The following is a 24062-nucleotide window of genomic DNA, read 5'->3' on the forward strand; positions in this document are numbered from 1 at the left end:
CGCGTCACCTGCTAACGCCCACAACTCTATATCCACCTCGGGGACACCACTCCCCTCGGGTGTGTACCCCTGATTGTTCCCTTCGGAGGTACCACCATGAGCACCCAACTCACACTGATTGAGACCTCGGATTTCGAGGCTGATCGTATCGTCCAAGAAAACCAGGTGATCGACGAAGCACTGCATATTCTGGATCGTCGGCTGTTCGCCCGCGGCCCTAACCTGATGTCGCCTGACGCCGTGGCTTCATACCTAAAACTGCATCTTGTGCAACAAGAGCATGAAGTCTTCGGTGTGATATTTCTCGATGCCCAGCACCGGGTGTTGGCGTTCGAAGTCCTCTTTCACGGCAGCATTGATGGCGCCAGCGTTTATCCCCGCCAAGTCGTTAAGCGTTCCCTCGCGCATAACGCCGCGGCCGCCATTTTTGTTCATAACCACCCCTCAGGTTGTACAGAACCCAGCCAGGCGGATCGCGTCTTGACGGCACGGCTGAAAGAGGTCTTGGCCTTGATCGAAGTGCGCGTACTGGATCACTTCATCGTGGGTGAAGGTCGTCCACTTTCTCTTGCCGAACATGGCTGGCTTTAATCCTCACAGGCGTCTTCGGGCGCCTTGTCCATTATCATTCTGGAGATCCTTCATGAACCCCACGCACCAAGCTGCAGCCCTGCTGACGGCCTCCAACCCATTTGCTCGCGGTTACGACAACCTTCATATCGAACGGCTGCTACTGATCACCTACGAAGACGACTGCCCTCCCTGCTGTCGACCCGTGCACGACGCACAGGCCCATCTGCCCGACGACGAGCTGCAACTGTTCCCCTGCCTGTTCAATGACGATTTCGCCGTGATCAGCGAAGGCCAATCCATTTCGGATGATTTGGATGAACGCTGCCAGTCCACCGGGCTAGTGCGCCAAGTAATCTACGCTGTGACGGGCGAAATGCTCAACGAGCGGCATCACCTCGGAGATCTGTACTCCCTGGAAGAGGCACAAGCCATGGTACATCGCTTAAGCTTCGAAACGGGACACTACAGTCGAGCCTGGGAAATCAGCACCGCACACCTTCCCGAAGCAGCGATGCTTTATCTGAAAGAGTGGGTCAGTAACTTCGCTCTGCGGCAGACCGGCCTTTTGTTCGAGCTTTTTACGCTTCCAGATTGCTGCGGTATCGGTTGCAAACTGATCGGCACGCCATGGACGGACGATAACTTGTTGAACAATGAGGGCAATCGTTATTCGAGCTTGAGACAAGAACAACTCGACGCAGGCACACCGGAAACCTTGGTCAACGTACTGTATTTGGCGGCATTGGCGGATGTGCGATTGTTGATCTTCGACCCCGACGCTGCCGTCTTGGATGGGCTCGCCATTTTCGATGAATAGCAACGTGTTCAGTGTTAACACGACCCACCTTGAATCAACTTTCTCACTGAATCGTTCCTTCACCTCATGTCAGGTTCTGCACTGAATCTGACATGAGGTTTCTTCCATGGAGCGTTTTTTCACGCCTGTCTGCCTGCTGGGTTTGTTGAGCGCCTGCACCGCGCAAATCCCCGATCCTTTGCCGACCAATCCAGAGATAGACAGTGGCTCCAATCGGGCCCAGCACTCGAAGGGCATAGCCGAAGAAAGCTATCCGGCAGAGCTTCGTTATGGCCGCTACACGCTGGTTAGCACCGAGCCCACCACGGAACAACGCGATCTTCTTGCCCAAATCATTGACGTGAGCATCCCGTCCAGCCTGAACCCTTCAGTGCAGGATGCATTGCAGTACGTATTGCAGCGCTCGGGCTATGCTCTCTGCCCCGTTACCGCGTCGGTGAGGGTGCTGTTTACTCGGCCCCTGCCCGCGGCCCATTACCGGCTCGGCCCGATCTCTTTGCGCCGCGCGCTGCAAGTGCTCGCTGGCCCCGCCTGGCAACTCACGACCGACGAAGTCAGCCGTTCGGTCTGCTTCGAACAGCAGAAAACGGAGGCCGGCGGCGCGCTGATCACACCCGTCTCGCCCCATCTGTTGGAGGCACGCCCATGAGAGCCTCGACGTTTCAAACCCTCATCATTGGGCTGCTTTGCTTGGCGGTCGCCGGCCTGAGCGGTGGTTTGTATAACCAGTATCAACGCGTGGCCGAACTGCAGAGCACGAACACCCAACACCTACAAACCCTGGACACCCTGCAACATGATTCAAGCGCACTCAAGGATGCCCAGGAGAAGCTGCAGTACGCGCTGAAAGACCTGAAGCAGATGGTCGATACTGGTGAGCAACAGGTCAAGACCCTCGATCCGATGTTGGATCAGTGGGCGCAAGAGATACAGGAACTGCGTGATGGTCTGGCAGCCCGCGCCACCCAGGCAGACCTGACAGCGCTGCGCCCACGCCTTGAACAGGTCGAGCAGCAGCTCCTGGAGCACAAGACCCAGCCATCCCCCCCACCGCTGACGCCTTCTGCGACCAAACCGAAAAAGACCGCTCGCCCCAAACCCACCCCGCTCTCGCCACCGTTTTCAGTATTGAGTGTCGAGTCCCGCGGTGGTGAGCGCTTTCTGGCGATCGCACCTCATGACAGTCGCTCGCTCACGGATGTCCGGCTGCTGCATAGCGGCGAGCATCTCGGAACTTGGCACCTGAAAGTGCTGGAGCCGAACTCAGCCATCTTCGCGGTGGCCGCTCAGCCAGATCAGACCGTGCACCTCCCTTGAGTAGTGATCATGAACAGAGCGCTACTGCCCACCGTTGTCTGTCTCGCTTCGCTACTGGCCATGGGCGCTGCGGTGGGCAACCCCGTCGCGACACAGTCACGGATCCAGGACACGCAGTCCGCTCCCCTGGGGCGCTCTGACTCTGAACAGGCGACGAGCTGGGGTCTGACGGAGCAGGAGTGGACGCGCTTCGAACAGATCCAAGCCGGCCCGCGCGGTTTCTGGAGCCCGAACCTCGATCCGTTGACCGCACTCGGGGTCGAAGCCCAGACCGACCAAGAGCGCCAGCGCTATGCCGAATTACAGATAGTGCTGGAAGCCAAACGCGCCGAGCGCGAGTTGGCTTACCAAAACGCTTACACCGCGGCCTGGACCAAGCTGTTTCCCGGGCTGCTGCCGATCCAGGGCATGGCGTCCCCACCCCCTGCCAGCTCATCGGTCATGTCGCGCCAGGCCCTGTTTGTGGAGGACCACTGCCAGACGTGCACCGACGAAGCGCAGCGTCTGCAAAGCAGCGACACGGCGTTCGATATCTACCTGGTGGGCAGCCAAGGCGAGGATGAACGCGTCCGTCGCTGGGCTCGGCAAGCGGACATCGATCCGGTCAAGGTCCAACGCCGGCAGATCACCTTGAACCATGACCGTGGTCGCTGGTTCAACCTGGGTGCCCCGGGGCCATTGCCTGCCACATTTCAACAGGTGAATGGACAATGGCAACGCCTCGACTGAGTGGTATTGCGCTCCTGCTGACAATGCTCGCCGTCCAGGCTGACGAACTTCCGCCTCCTGCCTACCAATTGGCGGCGCATGACGCCGACATCCCTTCTACGGTGCTGTTCGCGATTGCCCTGCAGGAGAGTGGTATCCGCGTCCGTGGTCGACTGCTGCCCTGGCCTTGGACCCTGAACATCGCCGGAACACCCTACCACTTCGCCACTCGCCAGGCCGCCTGTCACGCCTTGCTTCAGGCGCTCGCCCTGCATGACGCCAAGCGGGTCGATGTCGGTCTTGGACAAACCAACCTGGGTTACCACGGGCAACGTTTTTCCAGTCCCTGCGAAGCCCTCGATCCCTACCGAAATCTCGCCGTAACCGCCGCGCTGTTGCAGGAGCATCACGCCGCCACCGGTGATTGGGTGTCAGCTGCCGGACGCTATCACCGCCCGGCAGGAGGAGCGCCCGCCGCGCGTTACCGCGCAGGTTTTTCCCGGCAACTCGAACGGTTGCTGGTTTCCTTCGAACAAGGCACACCACCATGAAGCGAATATCCCTTACCTGCTATCTCATCCTGCTCTTGGCACCTTTCGCCCAGCCGGAACTGAGCGTTGCCGAGGATCAGCCGAGCGACGTCACCCGGCCCCATTTTCAAGTTTCCAGGCCGCCAATAAACAACAAGATCCAGCCTGATCGGGTCATGCATGCGGACCTGTCCACGTTTGCCGATGAAGCCTGGATACTGCCCGTCCGCAGCTTTCACTTGAGCCCCGGCCAGATCATGTCTCGCGCCCTGAGCATGCCTGGTTTGCGGCCATTTGTCCTGGTCGGTGACGATCCCCAGTCGCTGGCTTGGTTGCGTCAACGCGCGACTGAACTGCAGGAAATGGGCGCGGCTGGCCTCGCCGTCGAAGTGGCCGATAATGAAGCCCTGGCCCGGATTCGAGCAGCCGCTCCGGGCATTACCATCCTGCCGGTCAACGGCAACGACATCGCCACCCGCCTGCAGATTGAGCACTATCCCGTCTTGATCACTGCCACCTCACTGGAACAGTGAGTCCAGGTCATGGCCGAGCATGCGATGGAGTCCAAGCTCCGGCCAGCGGTGGAGCTGTACACCGTAGCGATCTGCATCGCTGCCACGGTGTTGTGCGTGTACTCGCCCTGGGCTGTGGCCCTGTCACCCGAGATCGGTCTGGTTGCGGCGCTGGCCTATGCCCTGTTCGGCCTGATCCGGCTGCGACAAGCCTGGGAGGTGCTGCGTTATCGGCGCAATATCCGTCGGCTGCCCCGCTACGAACTGACCAGCCGACAGATTCCAGTCAGCCGTAAGCGTTTGTTTATGGGGCGCGGCTTTCGCTGGACACACCTGCACACCCAGCGCCTGGTCGAAGCCCAGGATCCGGCGGTCGCCCACTATGTCGACCAACCGACCTGTTACCGGCTGGCACGTGAACTCGAACGCCGCCTGGAGCATGCACCGTTTCCGCTCTCGTCACTGGCGCGTGTCACGGCCTGGGACAGCGCCTTCAATCCGTTGCGGCCTTTGCCCCCGGTCGGTGGTTCGCCGCTGTTGCATGGGGTCGAACCCAACGAAACGGAAGTCAGCCTGACGCTGGGCGAACGGGTCGGACACACCCTGGTGCTGGGCACGACCCGTGTCGGCAAAACGCGACTCGCCGAGGTGTACATCACCCAGGACATACACCGCGTTGAACACGAGGTAGTGATTGTCTTCGATCCGAAGGGCGATGCCGACCTGCTCAAACGGATGTACGTCGAAGCCAAACGTGCCGGTCGGGAGAAGGAGTTTTATGTCTTCCATCTGGGCTGGCCAGAAATCTCGGCCCGCTACAACGCCGTGGGACGTTTCGGTCGTATCTCGGAAGTGGCGTCACGCATCGCCGGGCAGCTTAGCGGTGAAGGTAACTCTGCGGCTTTTCGCGAGTTCGCCTGGCGTTTCGTCAACATCATCGCCCGAGCGCTGATCGAGCTAGGCCGACGTCCAGACTACCTGCAGATCCAACGGCATGTGGTCAACATCGACGCACTGTTCATCGAATACGCCCAGCAGTTTTTCGCCAAAACTGACCCGAAGGCGTGGGAAGTGATCGTCCAGTTTGAAGGCAAACTCACCGAGAAAAACATTCCCCGGCATATGATCGGGCGCGAAAAGCGCGTGGTGGCGATCGAGCAGTACCTGGCGGTGAAGCGGGTATTTGATCCGGTACTGGATGGACTGCGTTCGGCGGTGCGATATGACCGTACTTACTTCGACAAAATCGTTGCCTCCCTACTGCCGCTGCTGGAGAAACTCACCACCGGCAAGACCTCTCAACTGCTGGCCCCCAACTACACCGACCTGAATGACCCACGACCGATCTTCGATTGGATACAGATCATCCGTAAGCGCGGCATCGTCTACGTCGGCCTGGATGCACTGACCGATGCCGAGGTCGCCGCTGCCGTGGGCAACTCCATGTTCGCCGATCTGGTCTCGGTCGCCGGACACATCTACAAACACGGCATCGACCATGGCTTGCCTACCGCTGGCAGCAGCGCCGACAAGCTACCGATCAACCTGCACGCCGATGAGTTCAACGAGTTGATGGGCGATGAATTCATCCCGCTGATCAACAAGGGCGGCGGGGCCGGCATCCAGGTGACGGCCTACACCCAGACCCTCAGCGATATCGAAGCGCGAATCGGCAACCGCGCCAAAGCTGGCCAGGTTATTGGCAACTTCAACACCCTGCAGATGCTGCGGGTGCGCGAAACCGCCACTGCTGAACTGCTCACCCAGCAGTTGCCCAAGGTTAACGTGCTGACCAAGACCCTGGTGTCCGGCGCCACCGACACCTCCGATCCTGAAGCCAACACGGATTTCACCTCCTCCTCGCAGGACCGTGTCAGCAGCACCAGTGTGCCGCTGATCGAGCCAGCGCATATCGTCAGTCTACCCAAGGGACAGATGTTCTCCTTCCAGGCCGGTGGCCAGCTCTGGAAAGTCCGCATGCCGTTGCCAAAACCCTCCAACGACGATGCCATGCCCAAGGACCTGCAGGAACTCACTCAGCGGATGCGGGCGACCTACAACGAGCAGGCGAGACAATGGTGGAGCGCAAGCGGTGGCGGCCCGACGCTCGACTTCGATCCAGATCGGGTTACGCCTCCACGCACTTCTTCAGCGGTGGATGCAAGTGTTCCTGCTCAGGAGGCCCCATGACACCGTCAGCCCTGCAGTGCATCTCGCGGAGTCAAGAAGGATGACTTCAGCTCAGAACCCTCCACCGCAACCCATCCAGCGCCCAGGGCTAATCGTCTCGGCGATTAACCTGGTCCTGCACGTCATCGGTTTGCTGATCGCCTCATTGCTGTTCTCGATTCTGATCGAGTGGGCCGGTCTGCTGCTGTTCTGGGGTGATCAAGGCCGGCGACACAGTCAGGCGATGCTGAGCAGCGAACTGGGCTGGCTCAGTGAGCACTTCACATCCTCACTGATTATCCAACAGCCTGGACAGACGATTGTCCAGTGGCTGGATTTCCTCCAGCAGTGGTTACTGGTCAAGACCGGTTTTACGGATTTCGCCCAGCAGGCGCGGGCGTCTAGCCAGGACAACCGCTTCTGGAGCGGGCTCAATCAGCTGTATGTGAGCATCGAGGATTTTGTACTGGCGGCGGTGTATGTCACTTTCACTTTCGTGGTGCGTCTGACCATTCTGGTCTTGGCGACCCCCCTGCTTCTGCTGGCCATGTTCACCGGCTTCATCGATGGTTTGATGCGCCGCGACCTGCGGAAATTCGGCGCTGGGCGCGAAAGCAGCTTTGTCTATCATCGGGCCAAGCGAGCGGTCATCCCACTGCTGATCGTGCCCTGGATTCTTTACCTGTCCCAACCCTTTTCGCTCAACCCAATGGCGGTACTTCTGCCTTGCGCCGTGATGCTCGGGGTCGCCATGGCCATCACGACGGCGACATTCAAAAAATATCTCTGAGTGCGACACGAATGCTTATCTGCGGAAGTGTTCAGGAGGCCAGCTCTTGAGAGGCCCAAGCTCCCGGTCGTAAGGAGCCGCCAGTCTCGCGTTAGTGGACAACCCTCACAGGTGTTTGGCTTCGAGAGGAGTTTGATCATGGCATTGGTTGGTAGACGAGATGGGCGCAATTTTGGCTATGGCCGACAACTGAGTTATGCCGGACCGCAAGCCTTGCGCGATCTTTTTGGTGGTGGGCATTACGCCACGGTCAAGGCGCACAGTGATCGCTGGCAGGCGTTTGTCCGCTGGTGTCGTTCGGAGGATGGGCCGGGGTTTAACGATGCGCGACAGATAGATCGGCAGACCTTGCTGGACTACGCAGGGCATCTGCGCCAACTAGTTGAACAAGGCGCTATCGGCATCGCCACCGCGCAAAACCGGTTGTCCAGCGTGAACCGGACTATGGCGGCGCTTCGCGGCGATCAGTCTGTGGCGGTGCCGAGCCCGAGTAAGGCCTTGGGAATGCGGCGTACCAGTGTTCGTCGCTCGACGCCGCAAGGCCAAGACCATGAGCAGGTGAAGCCGATCGTCGACGTGCTCTGCGAACACCAAATGCCACGCGCGGCGGCCATCGTTCAGTTGGCGCGAGCCACCGGCATGCGCTTGCGCGAGGCCATTTTGGCCGACCTACCGCGCCTAAAACATGAGACCGAACACTACGGCAAAATCAACATCCGAGATGGCATCCAAGGTGGCCGCTCACGTGCGTCGGCGCTTCGTTGGATTACGGTAAATGATCCTATTCGTGACGCGCTGAAATTTGCCGAACAGGTTTCACCCAACGGTAGCCGCAATCTGCTTGCACCGAACGAAAGCTATGTCGATTTACAACGGCAAATCGTCCGCCCCGCACGAGAGATGCTCCATTCGCACAACCTCAAAGGCTTCCACGAGCTTCGGGCCGCCTATGCGTGCGAACGCTATGAACAGAGCACTCATCATCTTGCGCCCATCAACGGTGGCCGTTGCTACCAACTCGACCGACGCCTAGATCAGGATGCCCGAGTGCAAATCAGCTACGAGTTGGGACTCGGCCTTATCGACCTGTTATCGACTTACATTGGTGGTCGAACATGAGTAAGCCATTCGATATGAAGCCGTTGCTACTGCTCGCGAACATAGTCCGACATGATCGGATCGGCCGTGACGTGTGAATTGTGCTGGTGGATCTTTGGGAATGGCATGGTCGTTTCCTATGCGGATGGCTTCGGGACGCGAGACATCAGCAACCCGCACACTTCGCATAAATAGCTGCCATATGGCCCGTTTCTGAGGCCCTTGATCGAAATACTCTCCCAGCACTTCGAATATGGCTGATCGTTCTCGGTGGTTTTCTCTTCGCCCTGGTGGCCGTTGGGGCAAGCAAAGTATTCATATGTGCGCATGGTCATAGCCGTGGTTTCCTCTAGCTGGTGATCAGCCTGCGAACATTTCCCATTTTTTGATCGCTGCGCTGGTTTTATCCACGTCTATACCACTGACGAGTGAATCGGCAAATGCAAGGTGAGCCTCCATGTAACTGTCAAAGTCCTTCACCTGGACACCATTCGAAAGAGCGCGACTCCACCAAGAAAATGCGACTACCAGCTTACCGAGTTCAGGGTCATGCTGATCTTTCATTCGCTCAAGACCGCCATCGTTATGAGCTACCGCCCAGCCAAAGGCTTTGGAAAAGTCCCGAACCTTCTGCGGCTGTGAACCGCTTGCTAGCTTTTTATGAATAGCAGCGTGAGTTTTTTGATCCTCTACCAAAGACGACACATAAAGAAGCCCGCAGATGCGGCAGGTAGCAGTGCTCATAATGCTGATCCCCTTGTAAACGTGGACGCGAAAGTGGTCCCCTCCTACGGGCTTAGCCCGCGCATTGGCGGGCTGGCGGTGGAGCGGCTTTTCCGTGGATTCAGTTGTGTTTGCCAAGGTCGTTCTTGTGCTGCTACGTGGCGGTGTTGGTTCGGTCAAACACCATCAGGGCCTCGAATTGTTCATGTGCAAGGTCGCAGAGCGCTTCGTAGGCCCTGACGACAACTGCATGTTGACCCACTGCGACATTAATGACCGTTTCAAGCGGTATTGCTTCCTTGGAACCGAAACCCCAGCTTCGGCCGCCAGCATCCTCCGTCACGGATACGGAAGCCGTAAGTCCCATTCCAATGTTGCGGGGATGGCCATGTTCCCGTTGATTACGGTAGTCATCCGTGTCTTCGGAGATTGAGCCTCTACCCAACTCGCCCAGGATTGGGGCCAATTGCCGCCATTTCGCCCATGGCTGGCCAATCCGCGACGCAACACTCATTGTCAGATGGCCAGAGCCATTCCATTGCAGATCAGGCCGAGTACCTGACAGGTGATAATTTGCATGACCACATCCGGTTGCAGCCGCAAATATCATACGGCCCCGTAGAGCTTGTGGGGCGCCCAGTACCAGAGCGGAGATGGGCGCAATGTGTTCGCCTAGAATGCTCAGCTTTTCATCTTGATTGCAGGCTTCGTATATCGGCTCCCAGGCCGCGAGCATGTTGATCCAACGCTGGAAGTCATTCGTGCTTCTCGACATTTCCCGGAGAGGGTCTGAGACAGCCTGGTGGAACATCATCGGGAATGCGGGCATCGTCAGATCGTCAGCTAAGTCAGGGCTCGAAACAGAGATGGTTACCCGTTTTGTCTGGTAGCTCCTTCGGAACTCAGCGTACAACTCGACTGCCCGAACATCTTCCATATCTGTTGTCCTTTTTTCCGTTACCTCACGCATTGCGAACTGTCCTATCGGCACGGATATTTTTCAGAAAGAGCAGCCAGTGAGACCACAAGACGTGGATCACCTGCTACGGCGGGTCGCCTTTTGATGTAGTCAAGGACGACCTGTGCCAGGGCAGCAGGTTTGACCTGACCTTGCGTACACACTTGAGCATTTGCAGGCACAACACGGTTCAGAAGCGGTGCTGTTTCTGCAAGCGCACCGAGATATCCAATACAGGCTCCAGCTTCCGCAGCAGCTCCGATACCACTAGGTTTGCTTGAGCCTTGGGGAATTGAACCGCAGTTTTTCACCAACCATTGGGCATCAAGTACGCCAGGAGCCAGTTCAGCAGCTGAAATGGCGCAAGGTGAAAGCATTGCAATAACCGTTAACGATACAGCTCTGAAGCCTATATTCATTGCGCATTCCCTCGATCACGGAAATGAAAATTGGCGGTCTACATCAGTTGCACGATCGCATGTTTTCTACCTGCTGGTTCAGGTAGTCCCATTCGTCGACGAGAACGTTTTCGTAGCTGTGTGCATCCAGGTCTCTAGAAATCACCCTTGCTGCCAGATCTGCCAGGGATGACTGTAGATCTACAAGTGGGATCACTACTTCGTTTTCAAGATGCTGGACTTTCTCATGCCCGCGCATTCGGGATGAGCTGTAGCGAGCCCACGTACCTGTCTGTTCAAAACTCGTGAACCTCTCCACGAGAGTCTCCAGCTCTGAAGGCGGCTCCGGCAACTCAAGCTCCTTGGCCGCAGCTAGCACCATATCTAGAAGCTTTCGGTGACTGTGCTTATTCACGTTCTTATCGCGTGCGTCGAGGTCTGGCTGAAAATTAACATTGAGTATCCGTTTCTTTAGATCATCAATGCTATGGAGCCAACTCAGCACCGACTTCAAGAGCAGTTCCAAAGTGTGACGCTGTAGGTAGAACGCCGGCATGCCCAAGTCATCAAGATTCCCGTCAGCCCTTCCCTTGTCGATCAGCGCCTGTGCGGCGTGCAAGTAGGATTCAAAGTAGCTTGGCTCACGAAAGAACCCACCCACACGGGCAACCCCCGCAGCGAGGTCAGCTTCAGTCTGTTCTGAGCTTTTCCCACCGATCATGACGTTGCTGCGCGTATCGACGTAAATCGGGCGTGGAAATTGTGCCATGGTTAGATTTTCCCTGATCAGTTGGTCGGGATGGTTGAGGTGGAATTTTCAACGTTATAGACCACGACACTTGACTGCTCTAAAGCCTGATGGATGCGGGGCGTCTCTACCTCACCCCCATACCAATCAAGATCGATGATCACAGGAACAACTCCAGCTATCGAGGCCTTGAGGCGCTGCGCTTCACAGGTCCAGGTAGTAAATGGACTGCTATCGCCCTGCAAGGTGAAAATCTCGACCGCAACATCCAGATCGCTGTCTGGCTTATGCGCGCCACGAACTCGGCTGCCAAAGAGATACGCCTTTCGAATTAGCGGCTCGGAGCTGGCCCATTTCGCGACGGCTGCTGCCATAGTCTCAATGTTCATGGTCCTTTTCCTACTTCCCGGCGCACTTGCCGAAGGTGAAGTACACGGCGGCGCTGACACCTGCTGCAACAGCCGGAATCATCAGGTTATCCAGCATCACTCACTCAATAGGGCAACTGCCGTGGCCGATGCTTCATCACCTCTTTTCAGATCGCTGCACACGGCGACGCAAACAGCCATGACGCGCTCCTGGGTGATCGACTTGATCGCAAGCTGCCCGCTTGAGTAATTTGTATAGCCCACCACCCCAGTCGCCACCGAAGGACTTTCTGAATAATCGAACGGTTTGCACAGCGCCTCGCGTCGATCTGAACGGCTGCCCCAGTACGAGCGCGGGAACGAAAGAACATCCTCGAGCTTGCGGCGGAAAGCGAGCACGTCGATAAAGTTGCCATCCGTATCGCGATGCTGGAACACCAGCGTTCCGGAATTCGACTTACCTTCCGGCTTGAGGCCTTGCTCAAGGAGGTAATCGAAAATCGCCTTGAATCTGCGGCCAGGTATGTCGTTCGTCGCTAAGGCCGAGACGATTTCATCTGTTACCGTGGGCTGGAGCATAAGTTCAGGTCCTCAAGGGTCTCAGTAGTCGATCAGGGGTTTTTCCTCTGTACCACTAGATGTGGTGTCGATCGCAGCTGCCGGCGACACAAGATGAAGTGTCGCGGGATTTTCCGTCATTCGGGTTCGTTGGTGGTCAGCTCTACGCCGCCGTCCCATTCGACCCGTACTTCGGCACCGCACGCGGAGCAGGCTGTTGTCACCTCGGGCGCTGATTCAGGCAGATGCAACGTGCCTGCATTGCCACAAACGGTGCAGCGGTACACATACAGCACAAACGGGGTGTTGGTGGTCGGCATGGTCGATTTTCCTAGACCTGACGCTGCAAATCACGCTGCAAAGCCGCAAGCTCATGCCAAGGATGTTGTCACCGGTGAGATTTACGGCCCTGCATTAGGCAATTTCAAATGCCCTGCGCTGGCTCAGGGCGCTCCGAGTGGACCGCTGCAAGCAGCCTTACCCCCAACATCCTACGCTGAGCCGTGCCATTTGTTTTTTGAAAGAGATTCGCTTTCTCTATTTCATACTGCGCCAATGTACTTGTGATGTAGTCATCCAGGCTCTTTATCCACTGGCCATTGCTGCAGAAGGAAAAGGCCTTTCCCCAACCCAGGATTACTCGGTCGAGATTCTGTAGCGCGCCAGAGTAGGACCCCTTTGGGGATATATCTCCAGCTTCGACACTGAATTTCATCATGCGTATCGATGCGTCTAAATCGGATTTGATCCGTTTCTTGAATCGCTCCCTCGTAGCTGTAGATGGCTGGACCAATCCTGCCGAAACGAAGCAGCCCAAGAAATCGAATCCTTTAGCTGTAAGGCCCCTTGAAGCTTTGTCGCTTGTTGCTAAGGGCCGGTATGCTTCAAGTGAGAGCTTTTTGAGCTCAGTCTGTGCTTTGCTAAAAGCACGGTCCACACAGCCCATGTCCTTCCCGAGGATCAGGAAGTCATCGATGTACCGAAGGCAAGTGACCTCACCATCGTTGATGGTTTTGTCGAAGTCGTGGAGGTACAAATTGGCTATGAGTGGCGACAGGGGAGATCCCTGGGCTACACCCTCCACCCCAATGGGGAAAATCTCATCGAGACCCTGTCGCCGAAGCACGTCAATGTTCGCAAGCTCTGTGGTGATAGCTGCTTGAAATAAAGCAACTGTGTCTGCGCATTTGATGTGAGGGGCCACGAGTCTCATCACACGGGCCTTGTCAATTCTAGTGAAGAACTCGGCGATATCTGACCTGATATGGTAGGCGGCTCCTTTGGCAATGGCTGCTTTGGCGTCGGCTATCGCCATCGAGACCCGTTTGTTTTTTATGCCCCCATAGCTCGTAGGGGTAGCCAGCGTTTCTTTCACGAACTTAATACGGGATAAGGCGTCGAGTAGAGCCCGCTGGACGATCCGGTTGGGTATAGGTGAAAGCACAATCGGGCGAGAATTTCCGTTGGCTTTGGTTTTTGCCACGCCGGTCTGCTTTTGGAAGGTAAAGGTCTTCTTGGATAGCGCGCGCTGGATGTCGGAAAGCGACTTGGGGAGTTGGCTCTCGAAATCCTTGGCTTCGTTTCGGATAGTTTCGGATGATGAAGAAAAGGCGCTTTCTTTGACCTTCCTCCAGGCCGAATACAACGAATCCCCGCTGTAGATTCTACGGTAAAGCGACGAGGCCACAAAAACTCCTTGTTTGTTGGGAGACACCAGTGAACTCTCACCCAACTGCTACAGGGGACCTTCAACCTTCGGGAGACCGCGAAGCCTTAACGGCGATCTTGGTCGCGACCCGGACAACAACCTCCGAAGAGAGATGGCTGGCGTCTGTCAAACTTGGTTCAGTGCTGTGAGGCGGCTGCACCAGCAAGCAGGCGAGGCTGATCGCAGTCACGAAACTCCGTGATGCGGCGAGCGCCAAGCTGGCACGTTTTTGCATAAACGCATGATTACCCCCAAAGATTCCGTCAAAATACGATAAATCGTAGCTTTTTGGGCCTCGCGGTTAAGCTCGCGCCATGCGCCAGGTTGGCACGTTTTTGCACGACCGCATATTGTCCTCCGAAGGCCCCGCCAAGGTGCAAATCGTACCTTTTTGGGTTTCGCGGTCAAGCGCGCGCCATGCGGCTGAACATCGAACACCGCGCTGAAAATAAAGCTGCTAACCGTCTGGTGACCCCAACGTACAGACAGAGTTACGGTTATTGACGCAGCAGTCGAGCGGTGCCCTTTACCTTCGGGAGACCGCGAAGCCTTAACGGCGATCTTGGTCGCGACCCGGACAACAACCTCCGAAGAGAGATGGCTGGCGTCTGTCAAACTTGGTTCAGTGCTGTGAGGCGGCTGCACCAGCAAGCAGGCGAGGCATCCCGATGTTAATCAGCCATGCGGCCAAAAGCCATCTATTTGGCGGCTCGTTTATTGGAAAGCGATAGGATGAGGATTGGGTCCACAAGACTATTCGCTTAAAAAATATCGCGAAAGTGAATGCCCCCAATCAGGCGCCAGACTCTAACGCTAGCGATAGTCGTCTACAGCGCAAGCTCAAATGCCCTACGGATAACAAGCTGGTCAACGCTCAGATACGGCTTGCTGTGATCGAGGCAGGAATGGCCAAGAATGGTTTGTACGGTCTCAACGTCGCCTGTCGCGGCCAACACCTTTGCCGCGAGTGAGCGTCTGCCGCTGTGCGATGCCCCCTGCTTGATACCGGTCTGCCGGTAGAGCCGGCTGATCGCCTGCTGGAGTGAATCACAGGCCCGGTACACCTCCGACCCACTGTTCAACTCGCGGTGCTTGAATGCCAGCTCAAAGGCTTGGCCCTTGTGTGTGGTAACCAGCTTTGAACCTGGGCGCAGGCCCCGGTATTCGTCAGCGCCGGAAAGGCCCCAGCGTCGTCGCAAGCGAACCGCGATCCAGCCGTCCAGCCGTCCAGGGCCGCAAGGCATCGAGCATGTGTCAGGTACACATTGCGCGGTCGGCAACCCTTTGTGATGTCTGCTCGTAGATACACCTCGGGCTTGATGGCTCCGCTGGGGTACAGCACGTCTGCGACCTCCAGTAAGGCCAGTTCGGTGACGCGAATCCCAGTGGTGTGTGTGTGAGCCACAAAAGCATCACGTCACGCTCTGGCAGACGGCCAGTAACGGATGCAACGCGGATCAGGTGTTTGAATTGCCCTGGGCGAAGAGATGTTGCGCGGCGGATGGGTGCAGTCATGGGGTTCTCTGTCAGGAGTGGTGACGAATCGCGGACGATCCTGAGAGAGTTGGCAGCGGGCCTCCTGAATAGCTTACAGGCCCGCGTGCCGTGCTGTTCACGGAAAATGGGTTGTGACGATATCGTCATCAACGAAGCTCATCGAGAGTGGAATTTCCCTAGAGCCTCAACCACTCCCTCCATCAAAGATCGAAGGACCACATAGCTGTAAGTAAACATCTCCAGTACCTCCCCAGAAAAAGCGATTCATTAGACCTCAGGTTTCTTACGGAATAATTCGACCTTTGACTTGATTCTGCTCCCAGCTCCATATGGGACAGCATCATGCCGACTACCGTCTTTCGCTGCTTACTACTCTCGCTGGCTATCGTTCACGGCAGCAGCTATGCCGCCTCGGCTCATGAGCAGGATCAACTCAGCCTTATCCAGCGGCAACTCGACACCATCGAACGCCTTGCGACACGAGCTGAGGCAGCCAGCACGGCTGAACCAGTCGAGCGCTATCGCTTCGACTATCTCCGTCTGTCTAAGGACATCCAACGTATTCGCCAGGGGGTGCAGGGCTATATGTCCCCCTCTCGCGCTCAACCCCGCGATGCTACTGAATTGGTCGGCGATTACCGTCTGGACGCACTGCCCGCGGAGCCGTCGCCATGAGCATGACTGACGCTCAGAGCTCCGCTTTTCAAAACGCCTCCGGCTTTTCGGCGCAAAGCAGTTCGACACTGTGGCTGTCCCTGGTTCTCGTCCTGGCTTTGCTTTGGTGTACCTGGGTGATGTGGACGGCTTACCGGGGATGGGCGACAGGCAGTGTGCGCTTCGGCTTGTTCGGTGGCAGCACTGCACGCGTGTTGCTCGCGTTGTTGGTTCTGATGTTCTTCACCCTTTCCTAAACCAGGAGATCGCCGTCATGCTCAAGTGCCTTGTCCCCCTGAAAAACAACCTGCGTGATCGTGCGAACCTGCGCTTGATCGGTCTGTTGCTGGTGCTCGGTCCAAGCCTGGCTTTTGCCGAACTCCCGACCATGGAAGCCCCTTCGCGTGGCGAAGGATCTGGTTTGATCGAGACGATCAAAAACTACGCCTACGACGGCGGCATCCTGCTGGGTCTGCTGATCGCCCTGCTCGCCTTTCTCGGTGTGGCCTGGCATTCGCTGACCGTCTATGCCGACGTGCAGAACCAGCGCAAGACCTGGAAGGACTTGGGTGCTGTAGTCGGCATCGGTGCCCTGTTGGTGGTGATCATCATCTGGTTTTTGACCAAGGCGGCCGCGATTCTGTGAGGTTGGCATGAACGACACTATCGAACGCCTGGCCGACGGCACCTTGGTCTTTCTCCCAGAGCGACTCAATCGTGATCCCGCCGTATTGCGCGGGTTGACCAATGATGAGATGTGGGTAGCACTCGGCACCGGCGCCGTCATTGGCCTACTGCTGGGCGTTCCTCTAGCGATTGCCACCGCTTCCATTGCCGTAGCGCCGACCGGCATGATCGCAGGCATGGCGCTGGTGCTATTTGCCGGTGGCACGCTACTGCGCCGGGCCAAACGGGCTCGCCCCGAGACCTGGTTGTACCGCAAACTCGAATGGGTACTCGCCAGCCGTTGGCACCTGGGGCGCGGAAGTTTGATTCTCCACTCCGGCGCCTGGACGGTTCGCCGTTCGCGTCGACTGCGCCCTGCCCTGTCCCGGTGGCAGCCATGAGCCGATTTCGAAACAAGGTCGATGCCCAACAGGCGCATATCTTCAGCCTGCGTCTGGCGGTAATGATCCTTGCCCTGGTCTGTGCCGGGCTCTGGTACGGCTGGCGTTCGGCACCGACCGATCTGACCGTGCATGTCCCCCCAGATCTGCGCTCGGGCAGCACGCGCAAGTGGTGGGATATCCCCTCAGAGAATGTCTATGCCTTTGCCCTGTACATCTTTGGCCAGCTCAACCGCTGGCCCTCAGATGGCGAGCAGGACTATCGCCGCGCCATCTATGGCTTGCAGTCCTACCTGACACCCTCCTGCAAAGCCTTCCTCGATGGCGACTACGAGTACCGCAAGGCCGCTGGCGAGTTGCGCCAGCGGGTGCGTGGCGTCTACGAAATTCTGGGCCGAGGCTACAGCGAAGATCCGGAACTCAGGGTCAAGCAACTCGATCGCGACAGCTGGCTGGTCAAGCTCGACCTCAACGCCGATGAGTATTACGCCGCCGAACCGGTGAAACGAGTGGTGGTGCGTTATCCATTACGCGTGGTGCGTTTTGACCTGGATCCCGAACGCAATAAGTGGGGGCTGGCACTGGATTGTTATCAGGGCACGCCGCAAAAAATCGCCCTGCCTGGAGGTGAGCCATGAAGCGGATTTCTACCCTGGGGCTCACCGTCGCACTAATATTATGGGAAGCTGCAGTGCAGGCCGTCGAGCTGATGCACTGGGAACGCCTTCCCCTCGCGGTCCCTCTGGTGATCAATCAAGAGCGGGTGGTCTTTATCGATGAAGATGTTCGAGTCGGTGTGCCCTCAACCCTGACGGGCAAGCTGCGCGTGCAATCAACCGGCGGCACGTTGTACCTGCGCGCGTCGGACGCCATTGCACCGACCCGCCTGCAACTGCAATCGGTCGCGACGGGCGAGGTCATCCTCCTGGACATCGCGGCCACACCTGGCGATCAACCGCTGGAGCCCGTGCGTATTCTTAAGAATGCTCCGGCGCAGGCTGCCGAGGCAGAATCTAGCACTGTCCCTGTTCCAGCACGCACGCCGATCCCGGTCGCTTTAACGCGCTATGCCGCACAGAGCCTGTACGCGCCGCTGCGCACCGTAGAATCCCTGCCCGGCGTACGCCGCCTACCGCTCAAGCTGCGCAGCGAACTGCCAACCCTGCTGCCGAGCGAAAACGTTTCCAGCACACCCATCGCCACCTGGCGACTCGGTGATTACTGGGTGACAGCGGTGAAGTTGCGCAATCGTGGTTCAGAGACGGTGCAACTCGATCCGCGCCGGCTTCAGGCCAAGCTGTTCGCCGCAGCCTTCCAGCATGCTTTTCTCGGGCCGGTCGGCAGTGCGGAAGACACCACGATTGCCTACCTCGTCACCCGTGGTGCTGGCCTCGAACACGCCGTGCTGCTTCCGCCCGTTGCGCGAGGTGCTGATGATGAAGGCTAACGCCTTGCTCAAATGGCTGGTACCGGCTGCGCTGCTGGCCGTGGTGGTGATCATCCTGAAAAGCTGGGTCGCGGGTGGCAGCACGCCCTCTCCAGAGCACCCGGTTGATCAGGGCAATATTCAGTTATCCGCCGAGCAAGCCAAGTCGCTCGGCATTGCGGGCGATACCCCGCGCGACACGGTCGCCACCCTGGTCGGCCAGGTGAAGGCCATGCGTAGCGACATGCTCGGGTTGAAGAAACACAACGAGTCGCTGTTGACGGAGAACAACCGCCTGCGCGAGCGGGAAAACAGTGTCGATTCGCGTATCCAGACGGCGCTTGGCAGCGTGACCCAGCAGGTCGACGAAGGTCGCCGACAAGCCAACGAGGCCCGGCTCAAAGCGGAACAAGACAGTCGTCAGGCTCGCGGTCTGCTGACGCAATTGCAGGACCAGTTGTCGGGGCTGACCGGCAAAGGCAAGGATATGCCAATAGGATTGGGGCTTGAGCCGGGCGACGGAGCTCAGTTCGACGGGCAGCATTCTGCCAATGATGCGCTGCAGTGGATTGAGCCCTCGGATGCTCCGCCCACCAACGCCCGAGGCAAAACCAAGATCTCTTCCGCACTGAGTCTGCCTACCGCCTTCAACTCACTGGAAGGCTTGAACGATAACGCGAATGATCGCAGCCAGAAACAGCTACGTGCAGTCACCCAGGGTGAGCGTGACCTCACGCGATCCGTTGATCGTTCCGAAGACGCGAAACCGGTCTACACCATTCCCGAAAACGCCACGCTGATGGGCTCGGTCGCCATGACCGCGTTGATCGGCCGAGTCCCGGTAGACGGCACCGTGAATGATCCCTATCCCTTCAAGGTGCTGGTCGGCCCCGAGAACCTAACAGCCAACGGCATCGACCTGCCGGACGTTGCGGGTGCCGTAATGAGCGGCACGGCGTCCGGTGACTGGACCCTGTCTTGCGTACGCGGACAGGTCGAGTCAATCACCTTTGTGTTTACCGATGGCACCATCCGCACAGTGCCGCAGCCGAAAGCAGTAGCCAGCCGCAATGCCTCCACCAACAAGAACTCGAACACCGACAAGATACGTGGCGGGCTCGGTTACCTGTCCGATCCGTACGGCATTCCTTGCATCGCTGGCGAGCGCCGCTCGAACGCCCAGCAATACCTCGGCAGCCAGAGCCTGATCACTGCCGCCGGTGCCGGTGTCGCAGCGCTGCTCGAGGATGAGCGGAACAACAGTAGTGTGATCAGTTCGGGCGGCAGTACGCTCGGAGTCACCAGCAGCAGTGGCAATAGCGCACTGAATTCAATTCTCAGTGGTGGGGTCAGCGACATCCGCGAGTGGGTGAACAAACTGTATGGCGAAGCCTTTGCTGCCGTGTACGTACCACCTGCAGCACAGGTCGCACTGCACCTCGACCATGAGATCACCATCGACTACGAGCCCAAGGGCCGGAGCGTTCGCCATGAAAAAGACCATGCTTCTCTGCCTGACCTGGATTAGCTCGCTCTGCTGGGTCCTGACGGGGTGTTCCACCGACAAAGACACGCTGCTGCCCCATGGCGAGCAAACCATGATGGATATCTGGAACGGCGCCGGTTCGCAAGGCACTCAGCAGCAACTGCTGGATGCTCGACAGCAGTTACGCCGCCCGCTGGCTCAGGCAGATGTCTCCGCGGCTCTCCAGGAACCGTACACGCGCACAGCGGCGAACGAGATCCGCAACCTGTTCCCGCGCCTGCCCAATCCCGATCTGGTGCTGTACGTGTATCCGCATTTGAGTGGTACCGAGCAGGCTCCGGTTCCGGGTTACTCGACCGTCTTTCCGTTCTACCAACGGGTGCAGTACGCATTACCCGGTGAACGTCAGGAAGACTTGTAGTGCGTGCCGGCGATGCGGGCAACCGCACTTCTGCATGGAAAGCCTGGCGCCACCCATTGCGCCCTCGCGCCACCTTGGCCGATGAAGCTGCACTCTATGCGCATAACCCCAGCTTCACCGATCACCTGCCATGGGTCGAATACCTCGACACCGAGCAGTGTTTTCTACTGGATGACAACCGCTCGGTGGGTGCCGTGTTCGAGTTGCTGCCCATTGGCACTGAAGGGCGCGAACCCGATTGGTTGATGGCCGCCCGCGATGCCCTCGAGGATGCCCTGCAGGATAGCTTTGACGAGCTGGACCAAGCGCCGTGGGTGGCGCAGTTTTTCTGTCAGGACGACAACGACTTCTCCCCCTACCTCAATCGGCTCACTAGCTATATTCAGGACAGCGCGCGAGGCACCGTCTTCACCGAGGCGTATTTGCAACTCAGCCGCCGTCATCTGAAGGCCATCGCCAAGCCGGGTGGGCTGTTTGAGGACAAGGTGGTGACGCGCCTGCCCTGGCGTGGCAACAACCGCCGGGTGCGCCTGGTGGTTTATCGCTGGCTCGGGTCTGGCGATGAGGAGACGGGACTCAGCCCGGTGCAATCCCTGCAACAGGCTTGCGAACGTATCGGTGCTTCGTTGCAGGCGTGCGGGGTGCAATCGACACGAGTCGATGGCCGAGGCCTATATGCCTGGTTAGTGCCCTGGTTCAATCCAACCCCCAAGCTCACCGATGAATCGCCCGAGGAGTTCTATCGCCGCGTGGCCTACCCGGAGTCGGGCAACGATGAGTCGCTGGAACTGCCCTTCGATCACGATTTCGCCGAGCGGTTGTTCTTCAATGAGCCGCGTTCGGATGTGCCGCACGGATTCTGGTTTTTCGACGATCAACCCCATCGGGTGATGGTGGTGGACAAACTGCGGCGGGCGCCACTGATTGGCCAACTCACTGGCGAAACCCGCAAGGGTGACGCGGTGAATGCGCTGTTCGACCAGTTACCCGAAGGTACGGTGATGAGCCTGACCCTGGTGGTCAAACCGCAGGATGTGCTCGAAGAGCAGTTGAACCGCCTAGCGCGCAAAGCCATCGGTGAAAACCTGGCCTCGACCCAAACCCGCCAGGATGTCGAAGAGGCTCGCGCGATCATCGGCCGCCAGCACAAGCTGTACCGTGGCACCCTGGCGTTCTACGTGCGCGGTCACGATGAACAGCAGTTGCACCAGCGCTCGGTCAGCCTGGCCAGCGCGCTGCTGGGTGCGGGGCTGCAACCAGTACGTGAAGGCGACGAGGTCGCCGCCTGCAACAGCTACCTGCGCTGGTTGCCAATGGCGTACAACCCGGCCTGCGACACGCGCAACTGGTACACCCGCCTGATGTTCGCCCAGCACCTGGCGAATCTGGTTCCGGTGTGGGGCCGCAGCACGGGCACCGGCCACCCGGGCATAACCCTGTTCAATCGTGGTGGCTCGCCGTTGAGTTTTGATCCGTTGTCACGTCTGGACCGGGCCATGAACGGTCATCTGCTGTTGTTCGGCCCCACCGGTGCCGGCAAGTCGGCCACCCTGGTCACCCTGTTGATGCAGGTCATGGCCGTGTACCGCCCTCGCCTGTATATCGTCGAGGCCGGCAACTCATTCGGTTTGCAGGGCGACTACTTCGCGACACAGGGCCTGTCGGTCAACAAGGTCCAATTGAAACCTGGCGCCTCGGTCAGTCTCGCCCCGTTCGCCGATGCCTGGCGCCTGGTCGAGCAGCCGGATCAGGTGGCGAGTCTGTCGATCGATGAGCTGGACGATGAGGCGGTAGCCAGTCGCGAAGACCAGCGCGATGTTCTCGGCGAATTGGAAATCACCGCTCGCCTGATGATCACCGGTGGCGAGGCCAAGGAAGAAGCCCGCCTGAGTCGAGCCGATCGTAGCTTGATCCGCGAATGCATCCTGGATGCGGCGCAAACGTGTGTCGCGGCGGGTCGCCAGGTACTGACCCGTGACGTGCGCGACGCCTTGCTGCACGTCGCCGCTGACACGCACTTGCCGGAGAAGCGTCGTGAGCGTGCCCAGGAAATGGGCGAGTCCATCGACCTGTTTTGCCAGGGTTTCGAAGGGGAACTGTTCGATCGCGAGGGCACGCCTTGGCCCGAGAGCGATGTGACCATTGTCGACCTGGCCACCTATGCTCGCGAAGGCTACGAAGCCCAGATGTCCATTAGCTACATCAGCCTGATGAACACCGTGAACAACCTTGCCGAGCGCGACCAGTACCTGGGTCGACCGATCGTCATGGTCACCGACGAGGGCCATATCATCACCAAGAACCCGCTGCTGGCGCCATTCGTGGTCAAGGGCACGAAGATGTGGCGCAAACTCGGTGCCTGGTTCTGGCTCGCCACACAGAACCTGGCCGACTTCCCCACGGCCGCGCAGACCATGCTCAACATGATCGAATGGTGGATTTGTTTGAACATGCCGCCCGCGGAAATCGAAGAAATCGCACGGTTCAAGAAACTCACGCCGGCACAGAAAGCCTTGTTGCTCTCCGCCAGCAAGGAGCCGGGAAAATACACTGAGGGGGTCGTGCTATCGAAGAAGCTCGAAACGCTGTTTCGGGCCGTGCCGCCAAGTCTTTATCTCGCCCTGGCCATGACGGAGCCCGAGGAAAAAGCCGAGCGCTGGACACTGATGCAGGAGAACGGCTGCTCTGAGTTGGAAGCGGCGTATCGGGTAGCGGAACTGATCGATAGAGCGCGAGGAATAGAACTCGCATAGGGGAATCTATTCAGGCCTCTCGCTCTAAAGCGAGTGATCGGTTATTGCGGTACGCCCCGGAGCCGCTGCTGAATCCTCAACAAGAATCCGGCTTCGAAGGCATCCTGGCAGTCACCGACAGGAAAGGTCTTGCGGGTTTGCGCCAGCTCCCACCACAGGGGAATCTCGCCGGGCGTATCAAGCCAAGCCTGAGCACATTGCACGCCACGTTCGATCATCGAGGCAAACTCGTTGCTCCATGGTGTCAGAAGACTTGGGCAACCATCCGCCGCAGGAATTGAAATGTAGTTTTCGTCCATACACACCCTAGATTTCTGATTTATTGTTAGACGCGGAGTACAGCCTCGAAAATCCTAACGAAGCCAAATGAAAGCTCGATAACAGGCATGAGCATCAAATAGCCTAGATATGCCAATGTAGACTATATCCCGTGGATTGAGAGTCCCTCAAGGCGCAATTTGCGCGCATGACTCAAGACTACGAACAGCTTCGTCTGCATCTGGCGGAAAACATCCGCTTGATGCGACGCGTGAAAAACCTTACCCAAGAGCAACTTGCGCTCATGGCCGAGGTGGATCGCACCTACGTCAGTCAAATCGAACGATGCACGGGCAATCCGTCGCTGATGGTCCTGTGCAAACTCGCCAATATTCTCGAAATCACGACGGATCAGCTCCTCACTGAGTCAGACACCCTTCGCCGTGCATTGAGCATCGAATAGCTACCTCGTCGCCCTGCAAATCCTTGTAAACCGACAACGCCAGCTTCAGCTTTATCACTGAC

General features: G+C 58.1%; 29 protein-coding genes and 1 pseudogene. 20 read left to right on the plus strand and 10 right to left on the minus strand.

The genetic code is table 11. The annotated features are described in order from the left end of the window. The first annotated feature begins 96 nt into the window (after window positions 1–96). The 10 genes from radC (at window position 97) to AC19YS_RS11550 (ending at window position 8535) form a co-directional block, all read left to right on the plus strand. Window positions 97–591 carry a RadC family protein gene (gene radC, locus AC19YS_RS11505; protein ID WP_010565135.1) on the plus strand — a complete coding sequence of 165 codons (495 nt, stop codon included), beginning with the start codon at window positions 97–99 and terminating at the stop codon, window positions 589–591. 52 nt (window positions 592–643) lie between these two features. Beyond that, window positions 644–1390, plus strand: coding sequence for a DUF5983 family protein (locus tag AC19YS_RS11510; RefSeq protein WP_010565134.1), 747 nt, complete (start codon window positions 644–646; stop codon window positions 1388–1390). Window positions 1391–1496: 106 nt separating this feature from the next. After that, window positions 1497–2039: a PFGI-1 class ICE element type IV pilus protein PilL2 gene (gene pilL2, locus AC19YS_RS11515; RefSeq protein WP_010565133.1), complete on the plus strand. Its 543-nt coding sequence runs from the start codon at window positions 1497–1499 to the stop codon at window positions 2037–2039. Continuing rightward, window positions 2036–2707, plus strand: coding sequence for a chemotaxis protein (locus AC19YS_RS11520; RefSeq protein WP_010565132.1), 672 nt, complete (start codon window positions 2036–2038; stop codon window positions 2705–2707). The genes pilL2 and AC19YS_RS11520 overlap by 4 nt, the downstream gene beginning before the upstream one ends. A 9-nt stretch (window positions 2708–2716) precedes the next feature. Continuing rightward, entirely contained in the window at window positions 2717–3436 is a 720-nt protein-coding gene (locus AC19YS_RS11525; RefSeq protein WP_500601732.1) for a TIGR03759 family integrating conjugative element protein, read from the plus strand. After that, window positions 3418–3966, plus strand: coding sequence for a lysozyme family protein (locus AC19YS_RS11530; RefSeq protein ID WP_010565130.1), 549 nt, complete (start codon window positions 3418–3420; stop codon window positions 3964–3966). The genes AC19YS_RS11525 and AC19YS_RS11530 overlap by 19 nt, the downstream gene beginning before the upstream one ends. Further along, entirely contained in the window at window positions 3963–4478 is a 516-nt protein-coding gene (locus AC19YS_RS11535) for an integrating conjugative element protein (RefSeq protein ID WP_010565129.1), read from the plus strand. The genes AC19YS_RS11530 and AC19YS_RS11535 overlap by 4 nt, the downstream gene beginning before the upstream one ends. Window positions 4479–4487: 9 nt before the next feature. Beyond that, window positions 4488–6647, plus strand: coding sequence for a type IV conjugative transfer system coupling protein TraD (gene traD / locus AC19YS_RS11540; RefSeq protein WP_010565128.1), 2160 nt, complete (start codon window positions 4488–4490; stop codon window positions 6645–6647). Between the two features lie 40 nt (window positions 6648–6687). After that, the gene (locus AC19YS_RS11545) at window positions 6688–7416 is read left to right on the plus strand and encodes a TIGR03747 family integrating conjugative element membrane protein (protein WP_500601734.1); all 729 of its coding nucleotides are present in this window, start codon (window positions 6688–6690) and stop codon (window positions 7414–7416) included. 138 nt (window positions 7417–7554) lie between these two features. Next, window positions 7555–8535 (plus strand): integrase domain-containing protein, encoded by a 981-nt coding sequence (locus tag AC19YS_RS11550; protein ID WP_010565126.1) that lies wholly within the window; start codon window positions 7555–7557, stop codon window positions 8533–8535. A gap of 339 nt (window positions 8536–8874) precedes the next feature. Here the strand turns inward: AC19YS_RS11550 and AC19YS_RS11555 are convergent, their stop codons facing one another. The 9 genes and pseudogenes from AC19YS_RS11555 to AC19YS_RS11595 all read right to left on the minus strand — a co-directional run bounded on the left by AC19YS_RS11555 (window position 8875) and on the right by AC19YS_RS11595 (window position 15388). Continuing rightward, a complete protein-coding gene (locus AC19YS_RS11555; RefSeq protein WP_500601735.1) occupies window positions 8875–9258 on the minus strand; it encodes a hypothetical protein in 384 nt (127 codons plus the stop codon). Between the two features lie 133 nt (window positions 9259–9391). Beyond that, window positions 9392–10207, minus strand: coding sequence for a hypothetical protein (locus AC19YS_RS11560; protein ID WP_141718205.1), 816 nt, complete (start codon window positions 10205–10207; stop codon window positions 9392–9394). 11 nt (window positions 10208–10218) lie between these two features. Continuing rightward, window positions 10219–10614, minus strand: a complete 396-nt coding sequence (locus AC19YS_RS11565) for a Rap1a/Tai family immunity protein (protein ID WP_141718204.1) — start codon at window positions 10612–10614, stop codon at window positions 10219–10221. Between the two features lie 43 nt (window positions 10615–10657). Beyond that, entirely contained in the window at window positions 10658–11362 is a 705-nt protein-coding gene (locus AC19YS_RS11570) for a hypothetical protein (RefSeq protein ID WP_069551364.1), read from the minus strand. A 17-nt stretch (window positions 11363–11379) separates the two neighbouring features. Continuing rightward, window positions 11380–11730 (minus strand): nucleotidyltransferase family protein, encoded by a 351-nt coding sequence (locus AC19YS_RS11575; RefSeq protein WP_069551363.1) that lies wholly within the window; start codon window positions 11728–11730, stop codon window positions 11380–11382. A gap of 96 nt (window positions 11731–11826) precedes the next feature. Continuing rightward, entirely contained in the window at window positions 11827–12288 is a 462-nt protein-coding gene (locus AC19YS_RS11580; RefSeq protein WP_069551362.1) for a hypothetical protein, read from the minus strand. 116 nt (window positions 12289–12404) lie between these two features. Then, complete coding sequence (locus AC19YS_RS11585; protein ID WP_069551361.1) at window positions 12405–12587, minus strand: FmdB family zinc ribbon protein; 183 nt, start codon at window positions 12585–12587, stop codon at window positions 12405–12407. A gap of 104 nt (window positions 12588–12691) precedes the next feature. Further along, the gene (locus AC19YS_RS11590) at window positions 12692–13954 is read right to left on the minus strand and encodes a reverse transcriptase domain-containing protein (protein ID WP_168224052.1); all 1263 of its coding nucleotides are present in this window, start codon (window positions 13952–13954) and stop codon (window positions 12692–12694) included. Between the two features lie 848 nt (window positions 13955–14802). Continuing rightward, window positions 14803–15388, minus strand: a pseudogene (locus tag AC19YS_RS11595) (site-specific integrase). A 426-nt stretch (window positions 15389–15814) separates the two neighbouring features. Between AC19YS_RS11595 and AC19YS_RS11600 the strand changes: the two are divergent. Genes AC19YS_RS11600 through AC19YS_RS11640 form a run of 9 tightly spaced genes read left to right on the plus strand, consistent with a single transcriptional unit; the run spans window position 15815 to window position 23279 of the window. Beyond that, window positions 15815–16147, plus strand: a complete 333-nt coding sequence (locus tag AC19YS_RS11600; RefSeq protein WP_069551358.1) for an integrative conjugative element protein, RAQPRD family — start codon at window positions 15815–15817, stop codon at window positions 16145–16147. Continuing rightward, the gene (locus tag AC19YS_RS11605; protein ID WP_500601739.1) at window positions 16144–16383 is read left to right on the plus strand and encodes a TIGR03758 family integrating conjugative element protein; all 240 of its coding nucleotides are present in this window, start codon (window positions 16144–16146) and stop codon (window positions 16381–16383) included. The genes AC19YS_RS11600 and AC19YS_RS11605 overlap by 4 nt, the downstream gene beginning before the upstream one ends. Window positions 16384–16400: 17 nt before the next feature. Continuing rightward, entirely contained in the window at window positions 16401–16772 is a 372-nt protein-coding gene (locus AC19YS_RS11610; RefSeq protein WP_069551356.1) for a TIGR03745 family integrating conjugative element membrane protein, read from the plus strand. A gap of 7 nt (window positions 16773–16779) precedes the next feature. After that, window positions 16780–17193, plus strand: coding sequence for a TIGR03750 family conjugal transfer protein (locus AC19YS_RS11615; protein WP_069551355.1), 414 nt, complete (start codon window positions 16780–16782; stop codon window positions 17191–17193). Continuing rightward, window positions 17190–17831, plus strand: a complete 642-nt coding sequence (locus AC19YS_RS11620) for a PFL_4703 family integrating conjugative element protein (protein ID WP_010567726.1) — start codon at window positions 17190–17192, stop codon at window positions 17829–17831. The genes AC19YS_RS11615 and AC19YS_RS11620 overlap by 4 nt, the downstream gene beginning before the upstream one ends. Beyond that, window positions 17828–18640, plus strand: a complete 813-nt coding sequence (locus AC19YS_RS11625) for a TIGR03749 family integrating conjugative element protein (RefSeq protein ID WP_010567727.1) — start codon at window positions 17828–17830, stop codon at window positions 18638–18640. Before AC19YS_RS11620 ends, AC19YS_RS11625 begins: the two co-directional genes overlap by 4 nt. Then, window positions 18630–20147, plus strand: coding sequence for a TIGR03752 family integrating conjugative element protein (locus AC19YS_RS11630; RefSeq protein WP_010567728.1), 1518 nt, complete (start codon window positions 18630–18632; stop codon window positions 20145–20147). Before AC19YS_RS11625 ends, AC19YS_RS11630 begins: the two co-directional genes overlap by 11 nt. Further along, window positions 20110–20526, plus strand: coding sequence for a TIGR03751 family conjugal transfer lipoprotein (locus tag AC19YS_RS11635; protein WP_010567729.1), 417 nt, complete (start codon window positions 20110–20112; stop codon window positions 20524–20526). The genes AC19YS_RS11630 and AC19YS_RS11635 overlap by 38 nt, the downstream gene beginning before the upstream one ends. Then, a complete protein-coding gene (locus AC19YS_RS11640) occupies window positions 20526–23279 on the plus strand; it encodes a conjugative transfer ATPase (protein ID WP_010567730.1) in 2754 nt (917 codons plus the stop codon). The genes AC19YS_RS11635 and AC19YS_RS11640 overlap by 1 nt, the downstream gene beginning before the upstream one ends. A 41-nt stretch (window positions 23280–23320) precedes the next feature. On the opposite strand, the gene AC19YS_RS11645 is transcribed toward AC19YS_RS11640, so the two are convergent. Next, window positions 23321–23578, minus strand: coding sequence for a LasR-specific antiactivator QslA (locus AC19YS_RS11645; protein ID WP_034128270.1), 258 nt, complete (start codon window positions 23576–23578; stop codon window positions 23321–23323). Between the two features lie 167 nt (window positions 23579–23745). On the opposite strand from AC19YS_RS11645, the gene AC19YS_RS11650 reads away from it, so the two are divergent. Continuing rightward, window positions 23746–24000: a helix-turn-helix domain-containing protein gene (locus tag AC19YS_RS11650; RefSeq protein WP_010567732.1), complete on the plus strand. Its 255-nt coding sequence runs from the start codon at window positions 23746–23748 to the stop codon at window positions 23998–24000. Window positions 24001–24062: the final 62 nt, after the last annotated feature.

The organism is Pseudomonas sp. MF08831 (genome assembly GCF_059862645.1).

Bases quoted from the DNA above. Each gene is read 5' to 3' on its own strand.
- AC19YS_RS11575 (WP_069551363.1), bottom strand. From the start codon at position 11,730: ATGAACATTGAGACTATGGCAGCAGCCGTCGCGAAATGGGCCAGCTCC.
- AC19YS_RS11585 (WP_069551361.1), bottom strand. From the start codon at position 12,587: ATGCCGACCACCAACACCCCGTTTGTGCTGTATGTGTACCGCTGCACC.
- radC (WP_010565135.1), top strand. From the start codon at position 97: ATGAGCACCCAACTCACACTGATTGAGACCTCGGATTTCGAGGCTGAT.
- AC19YS_RS11635 (WP_010567729.1), top strand. From the start codon at position 20,110: ATGAAAAAGACCATGCTTCTCTGCCTGACCTGGATTAGCTCGCTCTGC.
- AC19YS_RS11555 (WP_500601735.1), bottom strand. From the start codon at position 9,258: ATGAGCACTGCTACCTGCCGCATCTGCGGGCTTCTTTATGTGTCGTCT.
- AC19YS_RS11650 (WP_010567732.1), top strand. From the start codon at position 23,746: ATGACTCAAGACTACGAACAGCTTCGTCTGCATCTGGCGGAAAACATC.
- AC19YS_RS11510 (WP_010565134.1), top strand. From the start codon at position 644: ATGAACCCCACGCACCAAGCTGCAGCCCTGCTGACGGCCTCCAACCCA.
- AC19YS_RS11520 (WP_010565132.1), top strand. From the start codon at position 2,036: ATGAGAGCCTCGACGTTTCAAACCCTCATCATTGGGCTGCTTTGCTTG.
- AC19YS_RS11610 (WP_069551356.1), top strand. From the start codon at position 16,401: ATGCTCAAGTGCCTTGTCCCCCTGAAAAACAACCTGCGTGATCGTGCG.
- AC19YS_RS11580 (WP_069551362.1), bottom strand. From the start codon at position 12,288: ATGCTCCAGCCCACGGTAACAGATGAAATCGTCTCGGCCTTAGCGACG.
- AC19YS_RS11535 (WP_010565129.1), top strand. From the start codon at position 3,963: ATGAAGCGAATATCCCTTACCTGCTATCTCATCCTGCTCTTGGCACCT.
- AC19YS_RS11550 (WP_010565126.1), top strand. From the start codon at position 7,555: ATGGCATTGGTTGGTAGACGAGATGGGCGCAATTTTGGCTATGGCCGA.
- AC19YS_RS11615 (WP_069551355.1), top strand. From the start codon at position 16,780: ATGAACGACACTATCGAACGCCTGGCCGACGGCACCTTGGTCTTTCTC.
- AC19YS_RS11645 (WP_034128270.1), bottom strand. From the start codon at position 23,578: ATGGACGAAAACTACATTTCAATTCCTGCGGCGGATGGTTGCCCAAGT.
- AC19YS_RS11545 (WP_500601734.1), top strand. From the start codon at position 6,688: ATGACTTCAGCTCAGAACCCTCCACCGCAACCCATCCAGCGCCCAGGG.
- AC19YS_RS11605 (WP_500601739.1), top strand. From the start codon at position 16,144: ATGAGCATGACTGACGCTCAGAGCTCCGCTTTTCAAAACGCCTCCGGC.
- AC19YS_RS11525 (WP_500601732.1), top strand. From the start codon at position 2,717: ATGAACAGAGCGCTACTGCCCACCGTTGTCTGTCTCGCTTCGCTACTG.
- AC19YS_RS11565 (WP_141718204.1), bottom strand. From the start codon at position 10,614: ATGAATATAGGCTTCAGAGCTGTATCGTTAACGGTTATTGCAATGCTT.
- AC19YS_RS11630 (WP_010567728.1), top strand. From the start codon at position 18,630: ATGAAGGCTAACGCCTTGCTCAAATGGCTGGTACCGGCTGCGCTGCTG.
- pilL2 (WP_010565133.1), top strand. From the start codon at position 1,497: ATGGAGCGTTTTTTCACGCCTGTCTGCCTGCTGGGTTTGTTGAGCGCC.
- AC19YS_RS11600 (WP_069551358.1), top strand. From the start codon at position 15,815: ATGCCGACTACCGTCTTTCGCTGCTTACTACTCTCGCTGGCTATCGTT.
- traD (WP_010565128.1), top strand. From the start codon at position 4,488: ATGGCCGAGCATGCGATGGAGTCCAAGCTCCGGCCAGCGGTGGAGCTG.
- AC19YS_RS11620 (WP_010567726.1), top strand. From the start codon at position 17,190: ATGAGCCGATTTCGAAACAAGGTCGATGCCCAACAGGCGCATATCTTC.
- AC19YS_RS11570 (WP_069551364.1), bottom strand. From the start codon at position 11,362: ATGGCACAATTTCCACGCCCGATTTACGTCGATACGCGCAGCAACGTC.
- AC19YS_RS11625 (WP_010567727.1), top strand. From the start codon at position 17,828: ATGAAGCGGATTTCTACCCTGGGGCTCACCGTCGCACTAATATTATGG.
- AC19YS_RS11560 (WP_141718205.1), bottom strand. From the start codon at position 10,207: ATGCGTGAGGTAACGGAAAAAAGGACAACAGATATGGAAGATGTTCGG.
- AC19YS_RS11530 (WP_010565130.1), top strand. From the start codon at position 3,418: ATGGCAACGCCTCGACTGAGTGGTATTGCGCTCCTGCTGACAATGCTC.